General features: G+C 37.8%; 23 protein-coding genes. 1 reads left to right on the plus strand and 22 read right to left on the minus strand.

Annotation, left to right across the window (positions count from 1 at the left end):
• Positions 1 to 195 precede the first annotated feature (195 nt).
• Positions 196 to 2,145 (minus strand): methionine--tRNA ligase, encoded by a 1,950-nt coding sequence (gene metG, locus BM000_RS10120; RefSeq protein WP_091497679.1) that lies wholly within the window; start codon positions 2,143 to 2,145, stop codon positions 196 to 198.
• A 365-nt stretch (positions 2,146 to 2,510) separates the two neighbouring features.
• Between metG and BM000_RS10125 the strand changes: the two genes are divergently transcribed.
• Entirely contained in the window at positions 2,511 to 2,795 is a 285-nt protein-coding gene (locus BM000_RS10125; RefSeq protein WP_091498119.1) for a transition state genes transcriptional regulator AbrB, read from the plus strand.
• 49 nt (positions 2,796 to 2,844) lie between these two features.
• Here the strand turns inward: BM000_RS10125 and rsmI are convergent, their stop codons facing one another.
• The 21 genes from rsmI to dnaX all read right to left on the minus strand — a co-directional run bounded on the left by rsmI (position 2,845) and on the right by dnaX (position 20,037).
• On the minus strand, positions 2,845 to 3,726 hold the full coding sequence (gene rsmI, locus BM000_RS10130; RefSeq protein ID WP_425425177.1) for a 16S rRNA (cytidine(1402)-2'-O)-methyltransferase: 882 nt from the start codon (positions 3,724 to 3,726) through the stop codon (positions 2,845 to 2,847).
• Positions 3,710 to 3,982: a GIY-YIG nuclease family protein gene (locus BM000_RS10135; RefSeq protein ID WP_091497684.1), complete on the minus strand. Its 273-nt coding sequence runs from the start codon at positions 3,980 to 3,982 to the stop codon at positions 3,710 to 3,712. Before BM000_RS10135 ends, rsmI begins: the two co-directional genes overlap by 17 nt.
• Positions 3,972 to 4,709 carry a tRNA1(Val) (adenine(37)-N6)-methyltransferase gene (locus tag BM000_RS10140; RefSeq protein ID WP_091497686.1) on the minus strand — a complete coding sequence of 246 codons (738 nt, stop codon included), beginning with the start codon at positions 4,707 to 4,709 and terminating at the stop codon, positions 3,972 to 3,974. Before BM000_RS10140 ends, BM000_RS10135 begins: the two co-directional genes overlap by 11 nt.
• Before the next feature lie 336 nt (positions 4,710 to 5,045).
• Positions 5,046 to 5,393, minus strand: a complete 348-nt coding sequence (gene yabA / locus BM000_RS10145; RefSeq protein ID WP_091498121.1) for a DNA replication initiation control protein YabA — start codon at positions 5,391 to 5,393, stop codon at positions 5,046 to 5,048.
• Positions 5,394 to 5,414: 21 nt separating this feature from the next.
• Positions 5,415 to 6,242 carry a PSP1 domain-containing protein gene (locus BM000_RS10150; RefSeq protein ID WP_091497689.1) on the minus strand — a complete coding sequence of 276 codons (828 nt, stop codon included), beginning with the start codon at positions 6,240 to 6,242 and terminating at the stop codon, positions 5,415 to 5,417.
• Between the two features lie 6 nt (positions 6,243 to 6,248).
• The gene (gene holB, locus BM000_RS10155) at positions 6,249 to 7,235 is read right to left on the minus strand and encodes a DNA polymerase III subunit delta' (RefSeq protein WP_091497691.1); all 987 of its coding nucleotides are present in this window, start codon (positions 7,233 to 7,235) and stop codon (positions 6,249 to 6,251) included.
• Positions 7,236 to 7,391: 156 nt separating this feature from the next.
• Positions 7,392 to 7,832 carry a YaaR family protein gene (locus BM000_RS10160; RefSeq protein WP_091497694.1) on the minus strand — a complete coding sequence of 147 codons (441 nt, stop codon included), beginning with the start codon at positions 7,830 to 7,832 and terminating at the stop codon, positions 7,392 to 7,394.
• 20 nt (positions 7,833 to 7,852) lie between these two features.
• Positions 7,853 to 8,182, minus strand: coding sequence for a cyclic-di-AMP receptor (locus BM000_RS10165; protein WP_091497697.1), 330 nt, complete (start codon positions 8,180 to 8,182; stop codon positions 7,853 to 7,855).
• A gap of 74 nt (positions 8,183 to 8,256) precedes the next feature.
• Entirely contained in the window at positions 8,257 to 8,883 is a 627-nt protein-coding gene (gene tmk, locus BM000_RS10170; RefSeq protein WP_091497699.1) for a dTMP kinase, read from the minus strand.
• A gap of 3 nt (positions 8,884 to 8,886) precedes the next feature.
• Positions 8,887 to 10,320, minus strand: coding sequence for an aminotransferase class I/II-fold pyridoxal phosphate-dependent enzyme (locus tag BM000_RS10175; protein WP_091497702.1), 1,434 nt, complete (start codon positions 10,318 to 10,320; stop codon positions 8,887 to 8,889).
• A gap of 89 nt (positions 10,321 to 10,409) precedes the next feature.
• Positions 10,410 to 10,583 (minus strand): sigma factor G inhibitor Gin, encoded by a 174-nt coding sequence (locus BM000_RS10180; RefSeq protein ID WP_091497705.1) that lies wholly within the window; start codon positions 10,581 to 10,583, stop codon positions 10,410 to 10,412.
• A 123-nt stretch (positions 10,584 to 10,706) separates the two neighbouring features.
• Positions 10,707 to 12,554, minus strand: coding sequence for an oligopeptide ABC transporter substrate-binding protein (opp4A, locus tag BM000_RS10185; protein WP_091497707.1), 1,848 nt, complete (start codon positions 12,552 to 12,554; stop codon positions 10,707 to 10,709).
• 85 nt (positions 12,555 to 12,639) lie between these two features.
• Entirely contained in the window at positions 12,640 to 13,545 is a 906-nt protein-coding gene (locus tag BM000_RS10190) for an ABC transporter permease (protein WP_091497710.1), read from the minus strand.
• Positions 13,546 to 13,566: 21 nt separating this feature from the next.
• Positions 13,567 to 14,529, minus strand: coding sequence for an oligopeptide ABC transporter permease (opp4B, locus tag BM000_RS10195; protein WP_091497714.1), 963 nt, complete (start codon positions 14,527 to 14,529; stop codon positions 13,567 to 13,569).
• Positions 14,529 to 15,470 (minus strand): ABC transporter ATP-binding protein, encoded by a 942-nt coding sequence (locus BM000_RS10200; RefSeq protein WP_091497716.1) that lies wholly within the window; start codon positions 15,468 to 15,470, stop codon positions 14,529 to 14,531. The genes opp4B and BM000_RS10200 overlap by 1 nt, the downstream gene beginning before the upstream one ends.
• Entirely contained in the window at positions 15,457 to 16,470 is a 1,014-nt protein-coding gene (locus tag BM000_RS10205) for an ABC transporter ATP-binding protein (RefSeq protein ID WP_091497718.1), read from the minus strand. The genes BM000_RS10200 and BM000_RS10205 overlap by 14 nt, the downstream gene beginning before the upstream one ends.
• Before the next feature lie 337 nt (positions 16,471 to 16,807).
• The gene (locus BM000_RS10210; protein ID WP_091497721.1) at positions 16,808 to 17,059 is read right to left on the minus strand and encodes a pro-sigmaK processing inhibitor BofA family protein; all 252 of its coding nucleotides are present in this window, start codon (positions 17,057 to 17,059) and stop codon (positions 16,808 to 16,810) included.
• Between the two features lie 78 nt (positions 17,060 to 17,137).
• Entirely contained in the window at positions 17,138 to 17,353 is a 216-nt protein-coding gene (locus BM000_RS10215) for a YaaL family protein (protein WP_091497724.1), read from the minus strand.
• Between the two features lie 15 nt (positions 17,354 to 17,368).
• Positions 17,369 to 17,965: a recombination mediator RecR gene (gene recR / locus BM000_RS10220; protein ID WP_091497727.1), complete on the minus strand. Its 597-nt coding sequence runs from the start codon at positions 17,963 to 17,965 to the stop codon at positions 17,369 to 17,371.
• 12 nt (positions 17,966 to 17,977) lie between these two features.
• Positions 17,978 to 18,304: a YbaB/EbfC family nucleoid-associated protein gene (locus BM000_RS10225; RefSeq protein WP_091497729.1), complete on the minus strand. Its 327-nt coding sequence runs from the start codon at positions 18,302 to 18,304 to the stop codon at positions 17,978 to 17,980.
• 32 nt (positions 18,305 to 18,336) lie between these two features.
• Positions 18,337 to 20,037 (minus strand): DNA polymerase III subunit gamma/tau, encoded by a 1,701-nt coding sequence (gene dnaX, locus BM000_RS10230; protein ID WP_091497732.1) that lies wholly within the window; start codon positions 20,035 to 20,037, stop codon positions 18,337 to 18,339.
• Between the last annotated feature and the right edge of the window lie 87 nt (positions 20,038 to 20,124).

Raw genomic sequence — 20,124 nt, forward strand, 5'->3', positions numbered from 1 at the left:
GTATAGCGCTTCGGTAAAACACTTCGCTTTCCGTGGGCACGGCTTCGGCTAACTGTGTGAAGAAAGACACTTCACACAGTGGATCCTCAGCTCGTGCTGTTCCCACAGGAGTCTACGTATTTTACCTACGCTTAATCAGAATGTTCGGATGCCCTGTTTCAATATTTAGTTATGTCCCAGCCTCTTTTTAAAGTTTTATTTAACAACCGATCCATTTGGGAGACTTGTGTCATAGACTGTAGCTAATGAAAGCTTGCCATCTTTGTCTTCACCAGTCAGAATCATGCCCTGTGACAGCTCTCCACGTAGCTTGACCGGCTTTAAATTAGTGACACAGATCACTTTTTTACCGACTAGATCTTCGGGTTGATAATATTGTGCAATTCCGGAAATAATCTGGCGTTTCTCATTACCAAGATCGACAGAAATCTTTAGTAGTTTATCTGTTTTTTTAATTTTTTCTGCTTTAATCACCTCTGCCACTCGAAGGTCAAGTTTTAAAAAGTCATCAAATGCAATTTCTGCCTTAGCAGGCTCTTTAGCTTCATCCACTTCTACAGCCGGTTTTTTCATCATTGCTTTTATTGCTTCAACTTCTTCCTCAGCCTCTAAACGCGGGAAGATTGGCTCTCCTTTTTGCACCTTCGTATTTGCCTTGATTAAATCAGTAAGTAGAAGCGTCTCCCACTCTTTAGCTGCACCATCCTCAATACCTAGTTGACTAAAAATTAATTCAGGGGTTTGGATTAAGAATGGTCGTAACAAGATGGCTACTCGTCTTAATGCATCTGCTAGGTGTGCCATCACATTACCAAGGCGCGCTTTGTTAGCTTCATCCTTCGCTAGTAGCCAAGGCTGAGTCTCATCGATATATTTATTGGTGCGACTGACATATTGCCAAATTGCTGTGAGTGCCACACTGAACTCCATATTATCTAGGGTTTTTTCAACTTCTGCTACTGTCTTTTGTGCTGTTGCTTCTAACTGCTGATCAAACGTATCCTCACCTGATTTAAAGGCTGGGATATACCCATCAAAGTATTTATTAATCATTGCAACAGTTCTGTTTAGTAGATTACCTAAATCATTAGCTAAATCGAAATTAACACGTTCAACAAAGCCTTCTGGGGTAAAGACACCGTCTGCACCAAATGGCACTTCTCGTAATAAGTAATAGCGTAAGGCATCTAGGCCATAACGATCAATTAACGAAACAGGATCGACGACATTGCCTTTCGATTTCGACATCTTGCCATCCTTCATTAAAATCCAACCATGTGCAAACACTTTTTTAGGTAAAGGTAAATTTAGTGCCATCAGCATAATCGGCCAATAAATTGTATGAAAACGGACAATTTCTTTACCAACAAGGTGAACATCCGCTGGCCAATACTTTTGATAGTCTTGATCATTATCACTACCATATCCTAATGCCGTAATATAATTAGATAGTGCATCAATCCACACATAAATGACATGCTTTGGATCTCCTGGAACCTTCACACCCCAATCAAACGTTGTCCGTGAAACAGCTAGATCCTCAAGACCTGGTTTAATAAAGTTATTAATCATCTCATTCTTGCGACTCTCAGGCTGAATGAAATGAGGATTTTCTTCATAAAAAGCCAACAGACGATCAACGTATTTACTCATTTTGAAGAAATACGATTCCTCTTTAACACGTTCAACCGGGCCCCCACAATCTGGACATTTACCTTCGTCGAGCTGCCGTTCTGTAAAGAAAGATTCGCATGGTGTACAATACCAGCCTTCATATTGATCTAGATAAATATCGCCTTGCTCAAGCAACTGAGCAAATATCTTTTCAACAATGACTTTATGCCGCGTTTCCGTTGTCCGAATAAAATCAGTATAGGAGATATCAAGTTTATCCCATAAGGTTTTAATTCCACTAACAATTTCATCTACATAAGCAATCGGGCTAACACCTTGTTCATCTGCTTTTTTTTGGATTTTTTGACCATGCTCATCTGTTCCTGTTAAATACATCACATCATAACCTCTTAAGCGCTTATAGCGTGCCATTGCATCTCCTGCAACTGTTGTATAGGCATGACCGATATGCAAATTACCGCTTGGGTAATAGATTGGTGTGGTCAGGTAAAACGTCTTTTTGTCTGCCATTTCTATGTCCTCCTTAACTGCATGCTAGCAATTGACTAAATTTTTATCATATTTCTTTATATTGTAGCGTTTTTAATAACTTTTTTCCATGCTCTCTTTTCTTTTCTCTATCCTAACCAATAATTTTGTTATTAAGTCAAAGCGCTCGTATTTATGCCGATACATTATTAATTCTAAACAAAGCCATTAATCTCTAGTTAAAAGTGTTTAAAAAAAGTATTTAGTGGAAAAATGAAGAAAAGGGCTTTTAAATTTTTTTGATAAAAATACAATTTTCTTGAAATTTTTAATTGACACATATAGAAATTACTGGTATATTCAAAATAGGTATTGTCGAAATATGCCGAAATTATCTTAAAGGGGAGATTTACATGAAATCTACAGGTATTGTCCGTAAAGTTGATGAGTTAGGCCGTGTCGTTATTCCAATTGAATTACGTCGTACTCTTGGTATCGCAGAGAAGGATGCTTTAGAAATTTATGTAGATGATGAGCGTATCATCCTACAAAAATACAAACCAAGCATGACTTGCCATGTTACTGGTGAAATTTCTGATGATAATTTATCTCTTGCTGATGGTAAGCTTGTTTTAAGCCCTGAAGGTGCAAAATCATTAGTAAGCGAAATTAACAAAGCGTTAAACAACTAAAAAAACTAAGAGGTTGTCAAATCTGGCAACCTCTTTTATTTGTCTAAATTTATTCAATATGGTATTGGTTATAAACATCACGTTTTTTCATCTCTCGGTCTTTTGCCACTAGCTTTATGGCCTCCTTACTAGAAAGCTCATCATTAGACATATAATATTGAATGTGCTCCACAACAGTATAAGCAATCCACCATTTGCTTTGCTCAATGGCTTCTAGATTACCCCCCTCAATTACAAGACAACATTCGCCCTTTACTTCATTAGCTTCGCTCCACGCTCTTATTTCTGATAGCGAACCTCGTACATATTGTTCAAACTTCTTGGTTAATTCTCTAGCTAAAGTGGCCTTACGATCACCTAGCATTTCTTCGAGCTCTATTAGGGTAGACTTTACTCTGTATGGTGATTCATAAATTAGCAATGTACTTGTTTGACTTTTTAAAAATGTTAAAGCCTGTTCACGTTCTTTATTCTTGCGGGGTAAGAATCCATAAAAATAGAATTGCCTAGTATCCAGTCCCGATCCGACTAGGGCACAGAGCGCTGCATTAGCGCCAGGAAGAACAATAACTTTAATCTGTTTTGCAATTGCAGCCTGGATTAATGGTGTACCTGGATCAGAAATACCAGGCATGCCTGCATCGCTTACCAATGCAATTTGTTTACCAGCTTCTAATTGACTTATCAGTTGGTCCTTCTTATGCTCTTGACTATGTTCATGATAACTAATTAATGCACAGTGAATATCAAAGTGCGTTAGCAGCTTTCGGGTATGGCGTGTGTCTTCAGCAGCAATTAAATCGACTAACTTTAGCGTATTTAGAGCCCGAATCGTGATATCATCTAAGTTTCCAATTGGTGTAGGTACAATATAAAGCGTTCCTTCACCTGCTATATTTTGAAAGCTGTGCTGATTATTCAAATTGATCACTCCATTTCTTAAGCTTAATAAGCTGCTCTTTTCTTGTCCGTGAAAGCTTCTTTATGCGATATTCCACCTGCATTGCTTTTTCTTTAGTAGGAAAAGGCTCCTGATAGATCAGTATAAACGGGCCTCTCCCTCTCGTGTATTTTGCACCTTTACCACTTTCATGCATTTTAAGACGATTGGTAACATTATTTGTATACCCTGTATAATAGGTGTTATCCTTACATTTCAGTATATAAACGATGTGCTTAGTAGACAAGTCGGCTCAACTCCTCGGTATAGCTACCATCTTGATTAAAAACATATAGGGGTGGTAATAGTTTTAAATCCGGCTTACCATCACGCACCGCTTCAATTAGTAAAATATTGGCTTCCTTGCCTGGCTTTGGGTAAACAAACTGGATTCGCTTCGGTTCCAGCTTATTCAAGCGCAGTAGCGTAATAATATCTACTAACCGACCTGGACGATGAACAAGCGCTACCTTCCCCCCAGATTTGGCTAGCTTACTCGTTGTTTGGATCACCTCTTCTAACGTGACCATAATTTCATGTCGAGCAATCGTTAAATAGTCTGTTTTATTTAACTGATCAGGATGGTCTGTCTTAAAATATGGTGGATTAACTGTGACCAAGTCAAATTTATCATTACCAAATCGAGCTGGCATAGCCTTTAAATCCCCGTGAATAAGGTCTATCTGAGTTTGCTTATTATTAAATTCAACACTTCTAGCCGCCATCTGATAAAGACGTTGTTGAATTTCCACACCCGTTATTGGTACCTCAGTATGTTTACTCATCAAAAGGGGGATCACGCCATTTCCAGTACACAGATCGATAACTTTTCCCTTCTTATATGGTATCGAGGCAAAATCCGCTAGCAAGATGGCATCAATTGAGTATGAAAAAACGGACCGACTTTGAATAATTTGCATGGATTGATCAGTAAATAAATAATCAAGACGCTCATCACCATATAATTCAACCACCTTAATCACCACCCTTTAGTAAATGTAAGCTATTTTCTGCAAAAAAGAGAAGAAAGAGGTTCTTCACCAAAACACATTGGTTAAGTAAAGAGTTGTCTTGTTCCAGCAAAAAAGAGCCGCTTTCCGCGGCGGGCACAGCCTCAGTCTCGTCAGAAAGCAAAGAACGCTTTCTTGTGGGAACTATGGACGCGTACTATACCCGCAGGAGCCGGCTCTTTTTTTCTAAATTTCCGTAAACTTACCATGTACATTCCATTTGATCTGTTACCAATAAAGACTAGGCACTTGAACACGAATATGTTCTTACGCAAGTCTTTATTGTGTTTACCTTTGGGCTTACTTTGCTTTATTTAAGAACATTAGACAAAAGAGACAATCCTCGCCCTTTCGAGGACTACCAAAATGCACATTGCAAATATGAAAGCCTTCTTCATATAGCCTAGCTAAATTATCATAGCCCTCTCCGATTGCATCACCTTGCTCATCTTGCTTCGTTGTTAAGTTTTGCTCTAATGCTGTTTCTTTTTCAAGTCTATTACGCAAGTGATGGTTTTCCAGTGACAATCGATGATTTTCCTCTAACATTTCACCCAAATTGGTTTTTAAATCACCTAGTTGTTCGTAAAGCTGCCCAATTTGTGCCTCCATATCAGATACTTGCTCGAACAATTCTTTTTTATTCATGTTCATGTCACATCCACCTCATCATTCTGTGGTTTGCAAGCTTACCATACCTTGGTCAATTAGCTCATCTAAAGTATACTCAATCACACGCTCATTTGCAGGTATTTCAATTTGAATAATGCGCTCTAAAATATTTAGACCAACTACCTTTCCCGATCCAAGCGGTGTTTTTATTGACTGGCCTAAGTCAGGAAGCTGTCTTTTTGCTTCTTCATAATCGTCATTTTCATACTTTAAGCAACACATGAGCCGACCACAAAGACCAGATATTTTAGCTGGATTTAATGATAAGTTCTGGTCCTTTGCCATTTTTATTGAGACTGGCTCAAAGTCACCCAAGAATGTCGAACAACAGAGCATACGGCCACATGGACCAATACCTCCGAGTAGCTTCGCTTCATCTCTTACCCCAATTTGTCTAAGCTCAATTCTTGTCTTAAAAATAGCTGCTAGATCTTTGACAAGGTTTCTAAAATCAACACGACCCTCCGCCGTAAAATAAAAAATGACTTTATTGCGATCAAATGTATATTCTACCTCAACAAGGTTCATTTCAAGCTTGTGTTCAACGATCTTATTCGTACAAACATCAAAAGCCTTTTGCGCATTATCCTGATTCTCAAGAACCGCATGCTTGTCCTTTTCCGTTGCAAGGCGAATAACTTTCTTTAATGGAAGTACAACATCTTCCTCATCAACCTCTTTGTTAGCAATGACAACCTTACCAAACTCTATTCCTCTAGCTGTTTCTACAATAACGTATTGTTCCTGCTCAATCTTGAACTGATCAGGGTCAAAGTAATATATTTTACCCGCTTTTTTAAAGCGGACACCAATAACTTCTACCATTTACTGTCACCTCTGCATCTGCAGTGTTAATTGCTCCATAACTAATGTTGGATGGACATTATAATTCAAGTTTCTTTTTGCATCCATAATAGCATAAATAACCTTTGTGGCATCAGCTCTAGACCAGTGCCATAAACATTTCTCTAGTTCTTCATAATAAGCAATAAAAACAAGGGAATCTTTTTGATCAATATCTAAATAAATCAAATCCTTAAACCAATATAGGATCAAATCCAATCCAAAGTTTTGTTGCTCACGATCTGAAAAATGCTGTAGCCATTGTTTTTGGATAAAAAGTAATGCCTCTCCATGATTAGCTTGGAGTATACCTACTAATTGTACCACTAACTTTCGCGCCTGCGCAAACCACTCATCTTGATTAAGTGCACGAGCTTGGTCCAAATTTTGACTCACGCTTGCAAATAAACGTGCATTTTCCTTTGAAATACCCTCAGACTCAAGTCGAGTTTGAACACGCTGTGTAACGAGCGGCTTTAAAGAAATAATCTGACATCTTGATTTAATTGTGTCCAAGATGCTTTGATAATTCTCGGTCAGTAAAATTGCAGTTGTTTGCTGGCTTGGTTCTTCAAGAAATTTCAAAAGTCGATTCGCTGCATTTGTTGTCATTAAATCTGCTTGTGTAATAAGGTAAACTTTTTGATTTGACTCAAGCCCTGTATAGGTAAATTCCTTTTGTAAATGGGCAATCTGCTCTTTCTTAATTGAGGCACCGTCTGGCCTAATCCAGTGGAGATCAGGATGATTACCTGAATCAATTCGACGACAATTCACACAAGCTAAGCATGGCTCTCCGCCATGTTTATTTTGACAAAATAAACTTTTGGCCAACATTAAACCAAGCATGGCTTTCCCAGTTCCCTTATCTCCATAAATTAAATAGGCATGGGCAACTCTTTGCTTAATAATCATTTGCTTTAGCATATTTACTGCAATTGGCTGAATCTCGCTTAAGGCATCCCACGTTTTCATCACTTACACCCTTGCTTAAAAATCTATAGTTAATACTTACGTAAATATTCGCTTACTCATTTTATTTATGAGCAAAAAGAGTGAAATCAACGGGTGACTTCACTCTAGCCTCGCTATCGCTATTTTAACATAAATAATCGCCAAGGTAATAAACTTTCATGAATATAAATTAATTAGAAGACCTTTTATCTCGCCAATTACATCCAGTAGATCAATTGATTTTTTTTCATTCTCAAGTACTGACTCGGTTATTTCAATAAGCTTCTCATCAATTTGCTTAACGAGAGTTAAACGACGATTACTGCTGTGCAAATTAAAGCTGTGTGAATGAGACAAATCTAGCCCAAAGCCTACTGCCTCTCGCACAAAATCTTTTACTAAGCGCTTAAATTTAGCCAGCTCTCTAATAGTCCGATAACGCATCAGTTTTTCACCCTGAAGGGTAATCCCCTTCATTAAAAGCTCAAGTTCATATCCTTGTAGCTTCTGTGCTTGAGTTGCAACCATCGCATCAAAGTTAAGACCTTTTGCTGGCTGGGAAATCTGATTAAATTTAGTTTGATCAACCTGAGCATGAATATCTTTATTAATTTTCATAATACCCTACCTTGACTCATTTAGAATTGAAAAAAGCTTTCGATTGGTAAAACAAAGACTGTGGCGCCACCTACTTCAATATTAATCGGCTGAGGGATATAAGAATCTGCATTGCCTCCCATTGGAGAGATAGGTGCTACCATTTGTTCTCTTTGGCTAGAGTTTTGCTTAATAATAGCTAAAGCATCATCAACATTCTGATCATCACAACCAATCATTAACGTTGTATTGCCTTCTTTTAAAAAGCCCCCAGTTGATGATAATTTCGTTGTTTTGAAATCCTGCTCTCCTAAAGCATCAATTAAACGGTGACTATCCTTATCCTCTACCACAGCAATAATTAATTTCATTTCCCTTACCTCCGATATAAAATGATTGATTTTGTCGCAAATTAACTATCTGTATGCTCTCAACTGATTGTGATTCACTTTATATAATTAAATACCCTTTGAAAGGCTACCTCAATCACTTCTGCTAAAGGACGATCCGCATTAATGACCTTAATACGTTGCTGAGCTTGCTTAATAATAATCTGATAGCCTTCATAAACGGACTGATGAAAAGATAAATTCTCTAAATCAAGTCTGTTTTGTTCCCGTTCTTGATTAGCTTGAATTCGGCGTAACCCCTTACTAGGTTCAATATCAAAAAACAAGGTTAACTGCGGCATAAATTGATTAATAGCAAAGTGATTTACCTGATAAACTTCCTCAATTCCAAGCCCACGCGCAAACCCTTGATAAGCAAGACTGCTATCTAAGAACCGATCGCACAGGACAATTTTACCTTGCTCTAAAGCCGGTTGAACAATTTCAACAAGATGCTGGCGCCTTGCTGCTGCATAAAGCAAGGCTTCTGTTCGCGCATCCATTTCGGTATGCTCAGGGTTTAAGATCGTCTCTCTAATCTTCTCAGCAATGACACTTCCTCCTGGCTCTCTGGTCGTTAACACTTGATAGCCTGCTTTACATAATTTATCAGCAACACCTTTGAGCGCAGATGTCTTTCCAGCGCCTTCTCCACCCTCAAATGTAATAAAATGTCCTACCACTATTTATTCTCCTTTAAAAACAAAAACACCTTCTGCAATTTGAGATTGCTGAAAATTTATTTGTTCATCAATTAAGTATTGAATATATTGCACATGCTGCTCGGTAATTTGTTCTCCTTTTAATAAAACAGGAATGCCAGGTGGGTAAGGGATCACCGTTTTGGCGGAAACCTTACCTATGGCTTCACCCCAAGCAGATAGCTCCTCGTCTAAATCCTTCATTTCCAGTGATGAATAAACAGGATGAGTTATTGGACTAATAAAATTCAGTTTTTTTCTTTCTATTGTAGCACGTTTTGGAAAAAAACTTAATTGTGATGTTAATTTTTCTATCGTTGCTTCAAGTCTTTCCAATGCAGTAAACGAGGCTAGTCCATGGACAAATAAAAGATGCTTATCTGTTACCAGCTCTGGATAAATACCTTCTTGCTCGAAAAAATTGGCAATCAAACGCGTTGAATAGCATGCTTCAACATTTAGAGTGATTTTAAGAAAATCATCCTCATCACTCTGTGGAAGAACGCGCCACAATGGCACTCTAGCAAAAACGGCTCGCACCGTTAAAACAGATTGTTCAATTTCGGCCATCTCTTGAACTGTTAAATTAGCTAAATAGTATCTAGCTAAATCTAAACTAGCTAACAGCAAATACGAGGGGCTACTGGACTGTAGCGCTGATAAATAGTAGGCCAGTTTGCTCGCATCAACACGATCTGAACCAACATGAAGGAAAGCCGTCATCGTCAATGCTGGTGCCATCTTATGTGCAGATTGAACAACCAAATCAGCACCTAGTTCAACGGCCGAGAGTGGTGTACCATTTGGTAATGAAAAATGCACGCCATGAGCCTCATCAATAAGCACAAGCATATTATGACTGTGTGCATACTTAACCACTTCTTTTAATGCAAATGTATGCCCATAGTAATCTGGATAGGTGAGCAAAATAGCTTTACTATTAGAATATGTATCAATTGCTTTTTTTATTGTAAGTAAACTAGGGAACGTATAACGCTCATGCTTGTTACAGTAATCAGGAGATATAAAAATTGGGTCAGCACCACTTAATTCTAAGCCATTTATAATGGATTTATGACAATTACGTTGAACAATAATTTGATCATTTAAACCGCAGGTCGCCAGAATCATTGCTAAATTGCCCACGGTACTGCCGTTAACAAGAAAATATGTTTTTTGAGCTTGAAACCACTCAGCAGCTAACTGCTGAGCGTCTTCAATAATACCCTCTGCATTATGTAAATCATCTAATCCTGTTAATTCAGTAAGATCATATGTTAAAAGACTTTTAAATTCAAACCATTCATTAGAGGGCATAATTTTGCCATTTTTATGACCAGGTACATGAAAAGAAACGGGATTATTGCTTTGAAAATGACGTAATTTCTCCCAGATCGGTTTATTAAGCTGACGATTCATTATTATCACCCTCACTTATACATTGTATCTAGTATAAAATGAAAAAAGCCCATAGTCTATCTAAAAAAAGACTATGAGCTTTAGTGCTTTTAGCTATTAATTAGGTGCTGGCGAATTCGACGCAACTTGTTAACAAAGAACTGATAATTAGGATCCTCTGGCTGTGTTTTTAACATTTCTTGCTCACAGCTATTACAGATATATAGATTGTAAATATATAAACCTTCTTTTTGAGATTGATCACATAGATGACATTTATGCATAAACCTCCACCTCCATTTTTAATAGGATGGTCACAAATAGTCTGATTTATACATATTAAAAAAGATACCTGCTAGATTACTAATAGCAGGTATCTTTTTTATTGCTTTTATTTTTTAGTGATCTTAATCTACATCACTTACCGATAAAGGCTCTTCTTGAGTCAATGCAATTTCATTACGATAAACGCCTAGTCCTGGAACTTGAGGTATAAAGTAATTATGAACACGATTATTTACCGGTACTAACACAGCACGATATACAGTAGGGAAAACCGGGATTTGCTCAACCATATATTCTTGCCATTCGCTATAAACCTGTTGACGATATGCAATGTCAAAGGCATCCTCAGATAAACCTTCCTCTAATAACTCATCATTACGTTCACTTGCAAAACGTGTATAGTTAAATGCTGCAGTACGACCATACAAGCCTGAAGGATCTACATCTGAGCCAACACCCCAAGCGCCTTGATAAATGTCAATATCAGGGTCATCAGCTTCAACACGATCATAGAATGTGTTGAATTCTTGAAGTCTTCCGTCAACCAATTGAACATTTAAGCCTACAGCTTCCCATGCCTGCATATAATACTGAGCTAATGGCTCGGCAATATCTCCGCCTGACATTGAAGCAAAATTAATAACTAATTCATTTCCATCTGGATCTTCACGATAACCATCACCATCAAGATCTTCATAACCAGCCTCATCTAGAATGCGCTCTGCTTCAGCTGGGTCATAGAGTGGTGCTTCAATTGAATCATCGTGATAATCTGGATGAGAAGGTGGAATTAAAGTTGTTGCATTCCAACGCAAACCATTATAATAACGTTGCCCAACAGTATCATTATCAACTGCATGCCACATAGCACGGCGTAGTTCTACATCAGCCATTTTAGCATCCGGATCGACGACAACCTCTCCTGCATCAGCATCCCAACTTCCAAATTTGAAGCCAATATAAGTGTAGGCATTATCAATACCGCCTAAAAATTCAACATTAGCTAATTCAGCATTTTCAGGATATTGATCTGTCGGGAAGCTATCAACAACATCGATATTTCCATTTTCAAGCTCTTGAACAACAACACTTGGGTTAATAACACGTAAGGTTACACCATCTAAATTAGGCTCACCTCTCCAATAGTCTTCATTTTTGACAAATGTTACTGACTCTCCTGGTACAATTGATTCCACAACAAACGGACCGTAACCAATAGGATTTTGTCGTACTGCATCCGAAGAAGCCATGTCTCCGATTTCCATATCTTCAAAAATGTGTTTTGCTAGTGGATAGGCCCAAACCCCGCTTGCAAGTAGTGATGGTGTAAATTGATGATACGTAAATTTAATTGTTTTTTCATCAATAATTTCAATACCTGAAATAGAATCAGCTTCACCAGTTTTATATTCTGGCATACCCTCAACGCTACTTAAAGCTTGTGTATATCGGACACCTTCATAATCTGGATGACCGACTATTTCGTAAGCATAAGCCCAGTCCTCTGCAGTTACTGGTTCACCATCGTGCCAATTTAAATCCTCATGAATGGTGAAAGTAATTGAACCCTCATCTTCATCCACTTCAAATGTTGCAGCACCGTCTTGCGTATAATTATAGTTCTCATCAATTCCTAATAAAGATTCATTAAACCAGTTGATAACCTGAACATCTGGATTACCTGAATAAAAATTGTAGTTCAATGTCCCTTCAAATGCAGTATCTGATACTAAACCAAAGTTTAAGATACCACCAGATATAGCTTCACCTTCGTTTGTTTTAACAGGATCGAAGTCATCAATAGAATAAATCCCATCGTCTTCTACTTCTTCCTCATCACCAGGTTCCTCTTCTACTGGTGTCTCATCTTCCCCTGTTGCATCGTCATCACCTGACGAACAACCTACAACTGCTAGTAATAAAAATAACATCAGTGCAAATAACAGCTTTGCCATTTTAGAACTTGTCATTTGTTACCCTCCCCTTATTTTTTATGTTTCTTGTCAACCTTTAGGTTGATATATACTTAACACCTATAAAGGTGTTGGTACCCTATTATCCTCTTCGTTGTCGTGCGTCTGTAGCTCGTTTTAAAGCTTCTCCTACATTTCGAACACTTAACATTAATAAAAAAATTAAGATAGCAGCTGGCATCCAAATCCACCAACGATTTTCTAACGTTTGTGGATTTGTTGCATAGCTTAATAGTGTTCCTAAGCTAGGCATCCGCTCTGGGAAGCCGAAGCCTAAGAAAGATAACCCCGATTCTAAACCAATGTTAGCTGCTAAATTTAGGGTCATTGTAACAATAATTAATGAACTTAGATTCGGTAAAATTTGACCAAACATGATCTTCCATCTCGGTGTACCTAAAGTTTGAGAAGCTTGTGCATAATCGAGCTCGCGCTCTTGCAATGTCTTTGAACGAATAATACGTGCAATCCCCATCCACAGAAAGCCAGTCATAATTAATGAAAATTCAACTATTCCATAATTCGGCACTATTGCAACAAAAACAATGACGACCATAAGGAAAGGTAATATTTGAAAAAAATCTACAATTCTCATTAACATATTATCGGTTTGGCCACCGAAATATCCTGTTATTAGTCCAAAGCTTACTCCAATAATTCCTGTCATTAACGTAACAGCAAAGCCAATCGCTAGCGAGTTTCTTGTTCCAATAATTAGCTGACCAAAAATATCACGACCACCGTAATCAGTACCTAACCAAAAATTTTCACTTGGTGGCTCGTAAATTGCAAATAAATCCACTCTAACAATTTCATTTAAATCTAGTAAACCTGAAACAACAAATACGGTAGTCGTTATGACTGCTAAGAAAATGAGTGACACTAATGCTAGCTTATCACGAACAATTTCTCTCCATAATATATTTAAGCCACTTTGGCTACGATGAGCTTTTTTTTCTTTTTTAACATCAAGTTTTAATTCGTTCATCCCTATATTCTCCCTTTTCAGCTATTTAATTCGGATTCTCGGATCAACTAAACTTAAAATAATGTCCGATAACAGAGCACCAATAATAGAGGCAATACCAAATAATAGCACCACGGCGACTACCACACTATAGTCTCTCTGTGATATTGACTCTAATAATAGTAAGCCCATACCTGGATAACTATAAATGCGTTCTATAAAAACCGTTCCTCCAATGAGTCCAGTAATCTCAAATCCAAATAATGCTGCAATTGGTAAAAGAGAGTTTCGAAAAATATGACGATTATACACTCTTGATTCTGACGCACCCTTAGCACGTGCAGTTAAAATAAATTCTTTCTGCTTCGTATCAATAATTTCACTTCGCAAATACTGTACAGTACTTACTGTAGTAATAAGCGCCATTGATAACGCGGGTAAAATTAAATGATGGAGCTTGCTAAGCACATAATCTAGGGTACCTGGTGTTAAACCTGGTTGGACACTACCACCAGTTGGAAACCAACCAAAATTAAACCCTAGCAACCATAGTAACAGTAAGGCAAAGATAAATAATGGTGTTGCGAAGCCAACATAAGTATAGCCGACAATCATTTGGTCACGGAATGTATCATTAAAACGCCCACTCGTAATCCCTAATGGAATGGCAATCATGTAAGTGAAGATAAGCGTTAACAATGACAACCAAAAGGTATTGACCAAGCGTTGTGCGATGATATCAGTTACATCCATTTTATATCGAAATGACTGCCCAAGATCGCCTTGTAAGGCGCTAGTAATCCAGTCGTAGTATTGAACATACCAAGGATTATTTAATCCTAACCGCTCACGCTGAAGTGCAATTTGTGCTGGATCCAAGTTGGGATCAACTAGACCAGTTAGTGCATCACCCGGCATTAGCTGAGCAAGAAGAAAGACAAATAAACTTAATAATAGAATTTGTGGTAGCGTTATAATAATCCGTCTAACAATAAATTTCCACATTATTCAACCACCCCTATTTCTGGTAAAGCGGCGAGGTGAGTCTGTGAAATATTACGCAAATTAAACGCCAAGCCCTTTTCATCGAAATAACGACCATAATCTTTCTGATATTCCAGTTGTACTTCTTCTCTAAATTTCTTTTGGGCATCTCTATTTTTGGGATTAATATCTGGAATAGCCGCAACTAGTCGCTTCGTGTAAATATGCTGAGGGTTACTAAAAATATCCTCCGTATCGCCTTCCTCAACAAAACGACCTTTATACATAATGCCAATCCGGTCCGACATATGCTTAACAATTCCTAAATCATGACTGATAAATAAATAAGTTAAATTAAGTTCTTTTTGAATCTCGCGCATGAAATTAAGAACTTGTGCTTGTACGGATACATCTAAAGCTGAAACAGGCTCATCAGCAATAATAAGCTTCGGCTTTAAAGCAATTGCTCTGGCAATTCCAATTCTCTGTCTTTGCCCACCTGAGAATTCATGTGGATATTTAAAAATACTTTCAGGAGAGAGACCTACTTTTTCCAATAAATCTGCTACTCTCTCAACCTCTTGGCTCCTTGATAATTTTTCATAGTTTCGTAGTGGTTCAGCAACAATGTCTAAAACTCTCTTCTTTGGATTTAGTGAAGAGTATGGATCTTGAAAGATCATTTGGACATCTCGCTTAACATCTAACTTTTTATTTTCTGTGGCGGCCAAATCATTTCCTTCAAAAATGACTTGGCCGCTTGTAATTTCATTTAATCCAATAATGGCACGTCCAGTTGTTGTTTTACCTGAACCAGATTCTCCAACTAAGCCATAGGTTTTACCCTGTTCTACTTGGAACGAGACTCCATTGACAGCTTTCACACTATCAATCGTTCTATTTAGAATACCACCCTTAATCGGAAAGTGAACATGGAGATCATTTATCTCAAGAAAGGCCACTATTCTCGACCTCCGTTTCATCTGGAAAATAGAAATGTTCGTAACAAGAACATCTAACGAAATGATTTGGTGCGATTTCATGTAATTCAGGATGGTCTTCATGCGTGCTCTCTGCTATCCATGGAATTCTCGTTTTAAAACGACACCCTTCTCTTGGAAGGTTTTGTAATGCAGGCACAATACCCTGGATAACATGCAATTTATCCTGCTTCTCATCAGAATTCGGCACAGAATTAAGTAACGATCTTGTATAAGGATGACGAGGTTGCTCAAATAACGTATTTACTTCTGCAATTTCAACAATTTCCCCTGCATACATAACAGCTACTCGATCAGCCATCTCTGCTACAACACCGAGATCATGTGTAATTAAAATAATTCCTGCATCCATTTTTTGTTTCAAATCTCTAATTAAATCTAAAATCTGTGCTTGAATGGTAACATCCAATGCAGTCGTTGGCTCATCAGCAATTAACAGCTCAGGTGAATTCGCAATTGCAATTGCAATAATTACACGTTGGCGCATCCCTCCTGATAGTTCATGAGGGTACTGATCACAAACATATTTAGCATGTGGTATTCCTACCTGATCTAATAATTCAATCACCTTAGCCTTTTTATCACGATTTGAAATGGCTTTATTGTGTAGATAAATAACTTCTCCAATTTGCTCTTCAATCGTCATTAATGGATTAAGTGCGGTTAAAGGATCTTGGAAAATCATCGACATCTCTTTACCACGAATTTTATTTATTTTCCCTGGCGCTAAGCCGACAAGGTTTGTTCCTTTAAAATTAATGCTGCCTTCCATTTTTGCTCGATTGTGAAGTCCCATAATTGAGAAAGCTAACGCACTTTTCCCAGATCCAGATTCTCCCACAATCGCTAATACCTCATTTTTATTTACATTTAAAGAGACATCATCTACAGCAGCATAGTAATCGTCACGAATACGAAAAGATGTCTTTAAATTACGTATTTCTAATAATTTATCGTTCAACTTTATCCTCCTATTTGCCCTTTTCTTATTCAGAACATTGAATTAATGAATAATTCTGAAATTTTTATTGATCTCTGTATATTACGTTCCCTTCAGTGAACGAATCGAATTTATAAGGAACATTATAGGGAATTAAAAGGTAAAAAGCAATGACTTTTCTGAATTTTTTTAAAAGTATCTCATATATCGAAGAAAGCGATCTCTTATTCATGTTAATTTGGATATGGAAACTAATTATACACGAAAAGTAGTTCGTAAATTCTTCTTTATACAAACTACTTTTTGTGTATAATTCTTAATTAACTTGCGATAAACGATAACTCGTCCTTACTTAAAGCTATAAAACATAAAGCTGTAAAGAACTCAATGCTAAAATTCCTGGTAAGCCAAGTATGCCAACCAATGTAGAGGTAAACAGGTTGATCGGAATATGCAAACCGATTGTTCCACTTACTAAATTTAGAAAAAATAATAAGATTGCTCCAATGACGACCTTAATAACAAGCTTACTTAACCATTTAATTGTTGCTGGGCTAAATAAGGCAACAATGAAGATCACGATTCCACCAATAATTACACCTTGTAGCACTATCGTTTCCCCCTATCCGACTATTTTAATTATAATAGGAGGATATGTATGAACAGGCAAAAAAAGAACGCCCAACCATTAAATTTGGTTGGCGCTCAGATGACGTTTTCTTGCTTCTCTCAGTAAATAAAAGTATTTGGCTTCAGCTACCATTAAGTCATAGCGACCAATTTCACTTGGATCAACACTCTTTTCAATAATCTCTTTTAGCTTGGACCATTCATTTTGCAATTGAAAAATATCATGTAAAAGTGCTTCTTCTACCACTTTCTTTTTTCGCTTGTTAAAAGCCATGTTCACCACTTCCTTTTACAGCTCTCTACGTCCTTCTAAAGCTTTAGATAAAGTTACTTCATCTGCATATTCAAGATCGCCACCCATTGGCAAGCCATGGGCAATTCGCGTAATTTTAATCCCTGAAGGCTTAACAAGACGTGAAATATACATAGCTGTTGCTTCACCTTCAACATTTGGATTCGTTGCCAAGATAAGCTCCTCGACCTGCTCATCTTTTAGGCGATTGAGTAGCGCTGGTACATTAATATCGTCTGGGCCAATACCATCCATTGGTGATATCGCGCCGTGAAGAACATGATACCTGCCGTTAAATTCACGCATTTTTTCCATCGCAATGACATCCTTAGGGTCCTGAACAACACAAATGACTGAATCATCTCGAGACTGGTCCTGGCAGATTACACAAGGATCCTGATCAGTAATATGACCGCACACATTGCAATGGGTTAATTCTCGTTTGGCGCTAACTAATGCCTTGGCGAAATCAAGCACATCGTCTTCCTTCATATTTAGAACGAAAAAAGCCAGGCGGACCGCCGTTTTCGGTCCAATCCCTGGCAGTTTAGTAAAGCTGTCAATTAGCTTTGATATTGGTTCTGGATAATACACATTAACGCCTCCCTAGAACATGCCTCCAGGTAGATTCATCCCTTTTGTGAATTTCCCCATTGTATCATTTGAGGTATCCTCTACTTTGGCTAATACTTCATTTGTTGCTGCAATAATAAGATCCTGAAGCATCTCTACATCGTCTGGATCAACAACTTCCTCTTTAATTTCAACTTCAAGTATTTCTTTCTTTCCATTAGCAATTACCTTCACCATACCACCACCGGCAGTTGCTTCAAATGTCATCTCTTGGAGCTCTTCCTGTGCCTTCATCATATCCTTTTGCATTTTTTGCATTTGTTTCATCATTTTATTCATATTACCCATATTTCCTCGCATCTGCTTAATCCTCCTAGAATATTTTTTAAAATTTATTCATCATGTACTTCTAATAAATCATCTCCGACTAGCTTCCTTGCTTCAGAAACTAGTGGGTCTTCCTCTGTTAATTCTTGATCTTGGTCATCCTCATTTGTTTGCTGACGTTGTTTCTCAATAAATTCTTCCCTAATTTCTTGCCAGCTTACCTCTGGTATTGGGATAAAAGTAAGCCGTTGACCCGTTAGCTGTAATAATAATGCCTCAATGATCTGCTGGTGGTCTAATGCTAATGAACAATGAATGTCATACTTAAATGACATAATAACCGTGTCCGCCGAAGCTGCGGACGGTTTTGCATTTTGGAGCGTTGCATGTGCTGGGGCACTCTGCTGCTTAAGCATTTGCATAAACGTAGCCCAATGACTATGAACAAGCTTCAAATGCTGTTTTTCTGCTTCCTCTAATACATCACGAATGCGTTGAAAAGGAATCTTATAATTATTCTTCGTTGAAACTGCTCGCTTTTTGGCTGGAGCTTCCTTTGATTGTGGTGAAGCAGCAGCTACGCCGTTCTCTTTAAGTACATTTAACTCTTTTTCTAGTTTATCAACCTTTTCCGTTAACTGCAAAAAAAGATCTTGTTGTGTTGATTCAGGCTCCGAGGTAGATTGGATTTCAGTTAGCTTAAGCAATGCAATCTCAATGAAAACCTTTGGGCTATTCGTCCATTTCATTTCCTGCTGACATTGATTAAGCTCTTTAATTGCATATTGAATCCATTCTGCTGTTATATCATGAGCCAGCTGTTTAAAACTTTGATCAACAATAGCTCTTTCCATCGTGTTTGCTAGACTTGGAGCGGCCTGATAAAGTAATAAGTCCCGTAAAAAATAAATAAGGTCGTGTACTAATCGCCCCGGGTCCTTACCCTCTTGTACAAATGCATCAACAAGTAATAACGCTTTACTTATCTCCTGCTTATGTATACTCGCAATAAGCTCATTTATTCTCTCCTGTGAGACAGACCCTGTAATCGCAAGGACATCCTCTAAGGTAACTCCACCTTCACTATATGAAATAGCTTGATCTAGTAGGCTAAGTGCATCACGCATACCACCTTCTGCTGCTAATGCGATGGCATGATAAGCTGACTCAGAGACGCTAATCCCCTCTTGCTCCATAATAAGACTCATTCGTTCAACGATTGCTTGTTGCGTAATTCGTTTAAAGTCAAAGCGCTGACATCTTGAAATAATTGTTAATGGAATCTTATGCGGTTCAGTTGTTGCCAGAATAAAAATAATATGCTTTGGCGGTTCTTCTAAAGTTTTAAGTAGCGCATTAAATGCACCGATAGAAAGCATATGAACCTCGTCAATAATATACACTTTATAGGAAACTGCACTTGGGGCATATTTCACCTTGTCCCTAATATCCCGAATTTGCTCAACACCATTATTCGAAGCTGCGTCAATTTCAATGACATCAGAAATGGCACCAGTTTGTATCCCGACACAAGCGTCACATTTGCCACAAGGATCATTAGTAGGTGCTTCCTTACAGTTAATCATCTTGGCAAAAATCTTCGCCGCACTTGTTTTCCCAGTCCCTCGTGGACCAGAAAATAAATAAGCATGAGAAAATTTATTTTGTGCGCTTGCATTTTGTAATGTTCGAGTAATATGCGATTGTCCTACGACATCTTCAAAACGCTGCGGTCGCCATACGCGATATAGGGCTTGATAGCTCATTTTGGGCATAGTCCTCTCTGCTCTTAATTCTCTTTCTATTATAACTGAATTGCCATCCACATGTATATCCTAACGTTGAAAAAATGC

This window comes from Amphibacillus marinus, from assembly GCF_900110345.1.
GTDB lineage: Bacteria > Bacillota > Bacilli > Bacillales > Amphibacillaceae > Amphibacillus_D > Amphibacillus_D marinus.

What these genes read in the sequence shown, in the direction of transcription:
- opp4B (WP_091497714.1), bottom strand. Translation starts at nt 14,529, where the DNA reads ATGTGGAAATTTATTGTTAGACGGATTATTATAACGCTACCACAAATT.
- BM000_RS10175 (WP_091497702.1), bottom strand. Translation starts at nt 10,320, where the DNA reads ATGAATCGTCAGCTTAATAAACCGATCTGGGAGAAATTACGTCATTTT.
- dnaX (WP_091497732.1), bottom strand. Translation starts at nt 20,037, where the DNA reads ATGAGCTATCAAGCCCTATATCGCGTATGGCGACCGCAGCGTTTTGAA.
- BM000_RS10190 (WP_091497710.1), bottom strand. Translation starts at nt 13,545, where the DNA reads ATGAACGAATTAAAACTTGATGTTAAAAAAGAAAAAAAAGCTCATCGT.
- opp4A (WP_091497707.1), bottom strand. Translation starts at nt 12,554, where the DNA reads ATGACAAGTTCTAAAATGGCAAAGCTGTTATTTGCACTGATGTTATTT.
- BM000_RS10225 (WP_091497729.1), bottom strand. Translation starts at nt 18,304, where the DNA reads ATGCGAGGAAATATGGGTAATATGAATAAAATGATGAAACAAATGCAA.
- BM000_RS10215 (WP_091497724.1), bottom strand. Translation starts at nt 17,353, where the DNA reads ATGGCTTTTAACAAGCGAAAAAAGAAAGTGGTAGAAGAAGCACTTTTA.
- BM000_RS10165 (WP_091497697.1), bottom strand. Translation starts at nt 8,182, where the DNA reads ATGAAATTAATTATTGCTGTGGTAGAGGATAAGGATAGTCACCGTTTA.
- BM000_RS10180 (WP_091497705.1), bottom strand. Translation starts at nt 10,583, where the DNA reads ATGCATAAATGTCATCTATGTGATCAATCTCAAAAAGAAGGTTTATAT.
- holB (WP_091497691.1), bottom strand. Translation starts at nt 7,235, where the DNA reads ATGAAAACGTGGGATGCCTTAAGCGAGATTCAGCCAATTGCAGTAAAT.
- metG (WP_091497679.1), bottom strand. Translation starts at nt 2,145, where the DNA reads ATGGCAGACAAAAAGACGTTTTACCTGACCACACCAATCTATTACCCA.
- BM000_RS10160 (WP_091497694.1), bottom strand. Translation starts at nt 7,832, where the DNA reads ATGAAAATTAATAAAGATATTCATGCTCAGGTTGATCAAACTAAATTT.
- BM000_RS10150 (WP_091497689.1), bottom strand. Translation starts at nt 6,242, where the DNA reads ATGGTAGAAGTTATTGGTGTCCGCTTTAAAAAAGCGGGTAAAATATAT.
- yabA (WP_091498121.1), bottom strand. Translation starts at nt 5,393, where the DNA reads ATGAATAAAAAAGAATTGTTCGAGCAAGTATCTGATATGGAGGCACAA.